A 7,667-nucleotide genomic window follows, 5' to 3' on the forward strand; every position below is an offset into this window, starting at 1 on the left:
GGCCAAGGCCGAGCCCGCCGCGCCGCCCCCGCCGACGCGCTGAGATCTTTTCGTACCAAGCGCCTGAGCGACTTGGTGTAAGGATCAGTCACACACGCCGTCGTCCCGGGCCGTTCGACGCCCGGGCCGGCGGCGCCTTCATTGGAGCACTCGCGGGCACGCAGCCGTCCCCGCGAGGGACGAACGATACGAGAGACCCCATGGATTTGCCGACCGTCGCGATCGTCGGCCGGCCGAATGTCGGCAAGTCGACCCTGTTCAACCGCCTGATCGGCCGCAAGCTCGCCCTGGTGGACGACCGTCCCGGCGTCACACGCGACCGGCGGGAGGGGGACGTGCAGTTCGGCGGCCTGGCGTTCCGCATCATCGACACGGCGGGGCTCGAGGAGGCCGACGAGGATTCGCTGACCGGCCGCATGCGCATGCAGACCGAGGCCGCGATCCTCGCCGCCGACGTGGTGCTGTTCGTCATCGACGCCCGCGCGGGCGTGCTGCCGGCCGACCAGCCCTTCGCCGAACTGGTGCGCCGCTCCGGCGTGCAGGTCATCCTCATCGCCAACAAGGCGGAAGGCGGCGGCGGGCTCGCCGGGGCCTACGATGCCTTCCGCCTCGGCCTCGGCGACCCGATCCCGTTCTCGGCCGAGCACGGCGAGGGCCTGGGCGAGCTGCACGAGGCGCTGAGGGATGCGCTGCCGAAGCCGGACCCGGATATGGAGGACGACGACGCGGACGCGCCCGGCGGCCGTCCCTTGCGCGTCGCCATCGTCGGCCGCCCGAACGCCGGCAAATCGACCCTGATCAACCGGATGCTCGGCGAGGACCGCCTGCTCGTCGGTCCCGAGGCGGGCATCACCCGCGACTCGATCTCGCTCGATTGGGAATGGCGCGGGCGCCGGATCAAGCTGCACGACACGGCCGGCATGCGCCGCCGCGCCCGCATCGACGACAAGCTGGAGAAGCTCGCGGTCTCGGACGGCCTGCGCGCCGTGCGCTTCGCAGAGGTGGTGGTGGTGCTCCTCGACGCCACGATCCCGTTCGAGAAGCAGGATCTCACCATCGTCGATCTCGTCGAGAGCGAGGGCCGGGCACTCGTCATCGGCCTCAACAAGTGGGACCTCGTCGCCGACCAGCCGGGCCTGCTGAAGACCCTGCGCGAGGACTGCACCCGCCTGCTGCCGCAGGTCCGCGGCGTCTCGGTGGTGCCGCTCTCGGGGCTTGCCGGCAATGGTATCGACAAGCTGATGGAGGCCGTGGTCCAGGCCTCCGAGGTCTGGGACCGGCGCGTCTCAACCTCGCGGATCAACGACTGGCTCTCCGAGGCGACCAGCCGCAACCCGCCGCCCGCGGTCTCCGGCCGGCGCATCAAGATCCGCTACGCCACCCAGGTGAAGAGCCGTCCGCCGCACTTCGCGCTGTTCGGCAACCAGCTCAACGCCCTGCCGAAATCCTACACCCGCTATCTCGTCAACGGCCTACGCGAGGCCTTCGACCTGCCGGGCACGCCGATCCGGCTATCCTTGCGGACGTCCGAGAACCCGTTCGACAAGCGCTGATCAGGGGCGTCCCGGGGTCTGGCCGCGGCTCGTCGCGGCCAGCCAGTCCACCACCGCGTCGAGGGCCTGACGGTTGGTCAGTCCCTGCTCGCGGGCGGCTTCGAAGGCGGCGATCTGCGCATCCGCGCTGGTGCCGTCGGCGAGGATGGTGCGGGCGCGCGCCGCCTCCTCGGCGCAGCCGAGCGCGGCCGCGTCCTCGGCGATCAGGTCGAGCAGCGCGTCGAGGGCTTGCCCATAAGGAAGCGCCTCCTCCCGCGCCTCGTCGATCAGCTCGGCCCCGATGCCGCTGCGCTGGGCCCGCCACAGGTTCTCCTCGGCGAGCGCACGCGAGACGCCGTCGAGACCGGCATTCAGGTCGGGCCTCCGCACCACGAGGCGCACGAGACAGCGGAACAGGGCGGCGATGGCCAGCGCATCCTCCAGCCGCGTGCAGGAATCGGCGATGCGCAGCTCCAGGGTCGGGAACTTGATCGAGGGCCGGAGCGACCACCACAGGAAGCTCGGATCCTGGATCGAGCCGGCACGCTCCATGATGCGGACGTAGCGGGCGTAGGCCTCCGGTCCCGGGAACAGCTCGGGGAGGCCGGTGCGGGGCAGTTCGCCGAAGGCGCTGAGCCGGTAGGCGGTGAGCCCCGTGGGCTTGCCCTGCCAGAAGGGCGAGGAGGCCGAGAGCGCGAAGAGCAGGGGCTGGAACGGCAGCAGCCGGTTCATCAGGTCGATGCGTGCGTCCGGATCCGGAACCTCGACATGGACGTGCATGCCGCAGATCAGGCTGCGCCGGCCGGCGAGGCCGACGTCGCGCAGAATGCCGCGGTAGCGATCGCCCTTGGTCGGCAATTGCCGGGCCCAGTCGGCGACCGGGTGCGTGCCGGCGGCGAAGACGAGGAGTTCGTGCGCGGCCGCGACGTCGGCGAGCGCCGCGCGCTGCCGGGCGAGGCTCTCCCGCGCGGCGCCGAACTCGGTCACCGGCGGCGTGCAGACCTCAACCTGGCATTGCAGCAGCTCGCGCCCGGTCTCGGGCAGGCGCTCGGCAACCTCCGTGTGGAACGGCTTCACCGACCGGCGGGGCGTGCCTCGGGTCTCGGCATCGGCCAGAAAATACTCTTCCTCGATGCCGAAGCGGAAGGACGCTGAACGCATTGTGACCCTCGGGGACGCGTGCGCATCAACTCCCGAAGCGCCACAAAGGTGCCGCTAAGGCGTCCGCAGAGCCCCGCCCACAAGCCAGGCCGGGTCGAACCAGCGGTCGGCCTCGCCGTCGTAGGGCAGGCGCGTGATGTCCCAGTGCTGGATGTACTGCGCGTAGACGTTCCAGACCGCGATGCCGCCGCCCACGAAGATGCGCCGGCCCGGGTAGCGCTTCAGCACCGCTTCCGGATCCTCGTGCGAGCGGATCACGTCGATGGTGCGGTCCTTGAAGGCGAATTCGGGCACAGAGGCCACCGTCTTCGGGCCGGCGATCAGCACGTGACCCATCGTCAGCGCGAAGAAGCGCGTCACGTCCTCCACGAAGAGCGGGTCGGTGTTGCCCTCCCAGGGCAGGTGCCCGTTGAGGCCGAGCTGGCCCCGCTGGCCGATGGCGCAGATGCAGCGGACGTCGATCATGGCACGCGAACCCGGAAGTGAGGGGGCGGGCTCTGCCCGAACCCGCCGGGGCCTTGGGCCCCGGACCCCCTTACTCGGGGGCGCGGAATTCCAGAACCCGATCGCTCGGGAAATCGTAGAGTTTGCCGGTGTCCTCGGAGGCCGGGCTCGCCAGCCGCACGATGTGCGGGGCGAGATCCTCGGGGGTCTTCAGCGTCTCCGGGTCCTCGCCCGGCATCGCCGCGGCGCGCATACTGGTGCGCAGCGGGCCCGGGTTGAGCAGCATCGCCCGGATCCGCGTGTTGGCGGTCTCGGCCGCGTAGGTGCGAACCAGCGCCTCCAGGGCCGCCTTCGAGACGGAGTACGGCCCCCAGTAGGCCCGGCACTTCGAGGCCGCGCCCGACGAGACGAAGACCGCACGGCCGGCATCCGACATCTGTAGCAGCGGGTCGAGCGAGCGGATCAGGCGCCAGTTCGCCGTGACGTTGATCGCCATCACCTGGTCCCAGACCTTCGGGGTGACGTGCCCGACCGGCATCAGGTTGCCGAGGATGCCGGCATTGCCGACCACGATGTCGAGCCGCCGCCAGCGCTCGTTGATCGCCGCGCCGAGGCGATCGATCCCGTCATAGTCGGTGAGGTCGAGCGGCACGAGGGTGGCGCTCGCCCCCCGCTGACGGATCGCGTCGTCCAGTTCCTCCAGCGCGCCCTGCGTGCGGGCGACCGCGATCACGTGCGCACCCGCTTCCGCCAGCGCCAGCGCCGCGGCCCGGCCGATGCCGCGCGAGGCGCCGGTGACGACGGCGACGCGGCCGTCGAGAACCTTCTCCGCCATGGCTTCAGTCCGCCTCGGCCAGCATCGCGAAGCGCTTCGGCCCCGCGATGGCGAGATCCGTCAGCGCGGTCGGGTACTCGCCGGTGAAGCAATGGTCGGTGTATTGCGGGCAGGCGCTGTCGCGTGCCTCCTCGCCCATTGCCCGGTAGAGGCCGGGGATCGACAGGAAGGCCAGGGAGTCGGCGCCGATGTACTGGCGCATTCCTTCGAGGTCGTGGGTCGCGGCAAGGAGCTTCTCGCGCTCCGGCGTGTCGATGCCGTAGAAGTCCGGGTGCATGATCGGCGGGCTGGCGATGCGGAAATGCACCTCGCTGGCGCCCGCCTCGCGCATCATCCGCACGATCTTCACCGAGGTGGTGCCGCGCACCAGGCTGTCGTCGACGAGCACGATGCGCTTGCCCTCGATCGCCGCGCGGTTGGCCGAGTGCTTCATGCGCACGCCGAGCTCGCGCACCGATTGTGTGGGCTGGATGAAGGTGCGGCCGACATAGTGGTTGCGGATGATGCCCATCTCGAAGGGCAGGCCGGTCTCCTGCGCGAAACCCAGCGCCGCCGGCACGCCGGAATCCGGCACCGGCACCACCACGTCCGCCTCCACGGGCGTCTCGCGGGCGAGCTCGTGGCCGATGTTCTTGCGCACCGCGTAGACGCTCTTGCCGTTCACGACCGAGTCGGGCCTCGCGAAGTAGATGTACTCGAAGATGCAGGGGCGCATCGGCCGGGCCTCGGCGAAGCGGATCGACTCGACGCCCTCTTCCGAGATCACCACGATCTCGCCGTTCTCGATGTCGCGCACGAACTTGGCGCCGATGATGTCGAGGGCGCAGGTCTCGGAGGCCAGCATGTAGCGGCCGTCGAGCTCGCCCAGCACCAGCGGGCGGATGCCCTGCGGGTCGCGGGCGCCGATCAGCTTCTTGTTGGTCAGCGCCACGATCGCGTAGGCGCCCTCGATCGCCTGGAGCGCGTCGATGAAGCGCTCGATGATCCGCGGTTTGCGCGAGCGGGCCGCAAGGTGGAGGATCACCTCGGTGTCCGAGGTCGATTGCGTGATGGCGCCGTCGCGCACGAGGTCGCGGCGGATCGAGAGCGCGTTGGTCAGGTTGCCGTTGTGGGCCACCGCGAGGCCCCCGCTGGCCAGCTCCGCGAAGAGCGGCTGAACGTTGCGCAGGATGGTGCCGCCGGTCGTCGAGTAGCGCACGTGGCCGATCGCGGCACGGCCCTTCAGGCGGGCGATGGTCTCGCCGTCCGAGAAGGAGTCGCCGACGAGGCCGGGGCGGCGCTCGGAGTGGAACACCGCGCCGTCGAAGGAGACGATGCCCGCCGCCTCCTGGCCGCGGTGCTGCAGGGCGTGCAGCCCCAGCGCCACGATGGCGGAGGCGTCCGGATGATCGAAGATGCCGAAGACGCCGCACTCCTCGCGCAGCGTATCGCCGTCGAGATCGAGGTCGAAATCGGCGGAAGCGGAAGCAACGGCGCGGTCGGGCATGCTCGATGTCGGTCCCTGATGGCCGCCGGGATCCGGCGGCGGGCGCCGGATATGCTGGCGCGGGCCGTGAGGCAATGCTGCGTGGAATCATTCCACCCGGCCGCCTCGACCGCGGTTATCTAGGGGCTTTCCGCCCGCCGACCAAGCGCCGGCGCGCGCAGGTCAGCGTCGCGGCGCCGGCGTGGCTGCGCCGTCCGTGCGGCGCTGGGCCGGGGTCTCGTCGGCCGGGGCATCGACCGGCTCGTTTGGGGGAGTGTCGACCTTCGGCTTCTTGAACTGCTTGAGGAAGCCTTCCGGATTCTCGGGCAATTGCGCGACGAGCGCGTCGCCGGACTTCTCCAGCATCGGGCGCGAGCGCGCCTGCGAGGCCCAGTCCGGCACCTTGCCCTGTACGAGCCAGGACAGGAACACCCAGCCGATCACGCAGATCAGGAAGCCGCGCGCGGCCCCGAACAGGAAGCCGAGCGAGCGATCGACCGCGCCGATGCGCGAGTCGAGCACCACGTCGGAGATCTTCACGGTGATGATCGAGACGACGATCAGCGTCGCCAGGAAGATCGCGGCGATCGAGGCGACGAGCGCCACCGTGTCGCTGTTCACGTGCTGCTTCACGGTCGGCAGCAGCATGGGGTGGAACTTCCAGGCCACCGCCGCGGCGGCGACCCAGGCGATGATCGCGAGCACCTCGCGGGTCACGCCGCGCACGGCCGCGAGCAGCGCGGAGATCACCACGATGCCGAGCACGACGAGATCGAGGATGGAGAACGGCATCAGCGCATCTGGGTCGGGCGGGGATCGGCCATGGGCGGTGGTCGCGCGGCTCCCCCGGGGACCGCGGCGCCTGTATATCCCGAGGAACCTCAGCCGTCACCCTTGTGCGGGGATTGCGCGCAACCGGTGGGCGAAGGGCTAATCCGCCTCCTCGTAGCGCGGATTGTGGTTGCGGCCGCGCCCGCCGCGCTTGGGCCCGTTGGCCGCGATGCCCGCCACCATGTCGGCGATGTGGCGCAGCGCCTCGGTGGCGAGCGCCCGGTCGGCTGTCTCGCGGCCCTGAGGCATCAAGGCCTTGGCGAAGCCGAGCTTCTGCGCCTCCTTCAGGCGGGCGCTCGCCTGCGCGACGGGCCGGATCGCGCCCGACAGGCCGATCTCGCCGAAATAGACGGTCTCCGGGGGCAGGGCCGAGCCGGAGAGCGAGGAGACCAGCGCCGCCGCCACCGCGAGGTCGGCCGCGGGCTCGGAGATGCGCAGGCCGCCAGCGACGTTGAGATAGACGTCGTGGCCCGAGAGCCGGATGCCGCCATGGGCCTCCAGCACCGCGAGCACCATCGAGAGCCGGTTCGGGTCCCAGCCGACCACCGCTCGGCGCGGCATGCCGAGGGCCGAGGGCGCCACCAGCGCCTGGATCTCGACCAGCAGCGGGCGCGTGCCCTCCATGCCGGCGAAGACCGCGGTGCCCGCCGCCTGATGGTCGCGCCCCGCCAGGAATAGGGCGGAGGGGTTCGGCACCTCGGCCAAGCCGCCGTCCGTCATCTCGAACACGCCGATCTCGTCGGTCGGACCGAAGCGGTTCTTCACCGCGCGCAGGATGCGGAAATGGTGGCCCTGGTCGCCCTCGAAGGAGGCGACCGCATCGACCATGTGCTCGACCACGCGCGGTCCCGCGATCTGCCCGTCCTTGGTGACGTGGCCCACCAGGATCACCGCCGTGCCGGTGGTCTTGGCGAAGCGGATCAGGCTCTGGGCCGAGGAGCGCACCTGCGTGACGGTGCCGGGCGCGGAATCGACCGTCTCGGTCCACATGGTCTGGATCGAGTCGATGATGGCGAGCGCGGGCGGGCGCCCTTGCGAGAGCGTCTCGACGATGTCCTCGACGTTGGTCTCGGCGGCGAGCTCCACCGGCCGGTCGGCGAGTCCGAGGCGCTCGGCCCGCAGGCGCACCTGTCCCACCGCCTCCTCGCCCGAGATGTAGGCGACGCGCTGGCCCGTGCCGGCCATGGCGGCCGAGGCCTGCATCAGGAGGGTGGACTTGCCGATGCCGGGATCGCCGCCGAGCAGGATCACCGAGCCGCGCACGAAGCCGCCGCCGGTGACGCGGTCGAGTTCGGCGATGCCCGAGGGGATGCGCGGCGCCTGCTTGGCCTCGCCGGTCAGCCCTTCGAGCGGAAAGACACGGCCCCGCGCCCGCGAGGGCCGGGTCGCGGCGGGGCCC

General features: G+C 70.9%; 7 protein-coding genes. 1 reads left to right on the forward strand and 6 read right to left on the reverse strand.

The genetic code is table 11. The features are described 5' to 3' along the window. Window positions 1-200 precede the first annotated feature (200 nt). Window positions 201-1,553 (forward strand): ribosome biogenesis GTPase Der, encoded by a 1,353-nt coding sequence (gene der / locus AX737_RS05410; protein WP_066919625.1) that lies wholly within the window; start codon window positions 201-203, stop codon window positions 1,551-1,553. On the opposite strand, the gene AX737_RS05415 is transcribed toward der, so the two are convergent. The 6 genes from AX737_RS05415 to radA form a co-directional block, all read right to left on the reverse strand. After that, window positions 1,554-2,693, reverse strand: coding sequence for a carboxylate-amine ligase (locus AX737_RS05415; protein ID WP_066919627.1), 1,140 nt, complete (start codon window positions 2,691-2,693; stop codon window positions 1,554-1,556). It lies immediately after the preceding gene. A 54-nt stretch (window positions 2,694-2,747) separates the two neighbouring features. Next, on the reverse strand, window positions 2,748-3,158 hold the full coding sequence (locus tag AX737_RS05420; RefSeq protein ID WP_066919629.1) for a dihydrofolate reductase: 411 nt from the start codon (window positions 3,156-3,158) through the stop codon (window positions 2,748-2,750). Between the two features lie 70 nt (window positions 3,159-3,228). Then, window positions 3,229-3,972 carry an SDR family NAD(P)-dependent oxidoreductase gene (locus AX737_RS05425; RefSeq protein WP_066919631.1) on the reverse strand — a complete coding sequence of 248 codons (744 nt, stop codon included), beginning with the start codon at window positions 3,970-3,972 and terminating at the stop codon, window positions 3,229-3,231. 4 nt (window positions 3,973-3,976) lie between these two features. Continuing rightward, window positions 3,977-5,458, reverse strand: coding sequence for an amidophosphoribosyltransferase (gene purF, locus AX737_RS05430; RefSeq protein WP_066919633.1), 1,482 nt, complete (start codon window positions 5,456-5,458; stop codon window positions 3,977-3,979). Window positions 5,459-5,620: 162 nt separating this feature from the next. Continuing rightward, a complete protein-coding gene (locus AX737_RS05435; protein ID WP_066919634.1) occupies window positions 5,621-6,229 on the reverse strand; it encodes a CvpA family protein in 609 nt (202 codons plus the stop codon). A 138-nt stretch (window positions 6,230-6,367) separates the two neighbouring features. Continuing rightward, on the reverse strand, window positions 6,368-7,667 hold a 1,300-nt coding region (gene radA, locus AX737_RS05440), incomplete at its 5' end, for a DNA repair protein RadA (RefSeq protein WP_066919636.1).

The sequence above is a fragment of the Methylobacterium sp. CCH5-D2 genome, from assembly GCF_001556475.1.
Taxonomy (GTDB): Bacteria; Pseudomonadota; Alphaproteobacteria; order Rhizobiales; family Beijerinckiaceae; genus Methylobacterium; species Methylobacterium hispanicum.

Bases quoted from the DNA above. Each gene is read 5' to 3' on its own strand.
- der (WP_066919625.1), top strand. From the start codon at position 201: ATGGATTTGCCGACCGTCGCGATCGTCGGCCGGCCGAATGTCGGCAAG.
- AX737_RS05415 (WP_066919627.1), bottom strand. From the start codon at position 2,693: ATGCGTTCAGCGTCCTTCCGCTTCGGCATCGAGGAAGAGTATTTTCTG.
- AX737_RS05420 (WP_066919629.1), bottom strand. From the start codon at position 3,158: ATGATCGACGTCCGCTGCATCTGCGCCATCGGCCAGCGGGGCCAGCTC.
- AX737_RS05425 (WP_066919631.1), bottom strand. From the start codon at position 3,972: ATGGCGGAGAAGGTTCTCGACGGCCGCGTCGCCGTCGTCACCGGCGCC.
- purF (WP_066919633.1), bottom strand. From the start codon at position 5,458: ATGCCCGACCGCGCCGTTGCTTCCGCTTCCGCCGATTTCGACCTCGAT.
- AX737_RS05435 (WP_066919634.1), bottom strand. From the start codon at position 6,229: ATGCCGTTCTCCATCCTCGATCTCGTCGTGCTCGGCATCGTGGTGATC.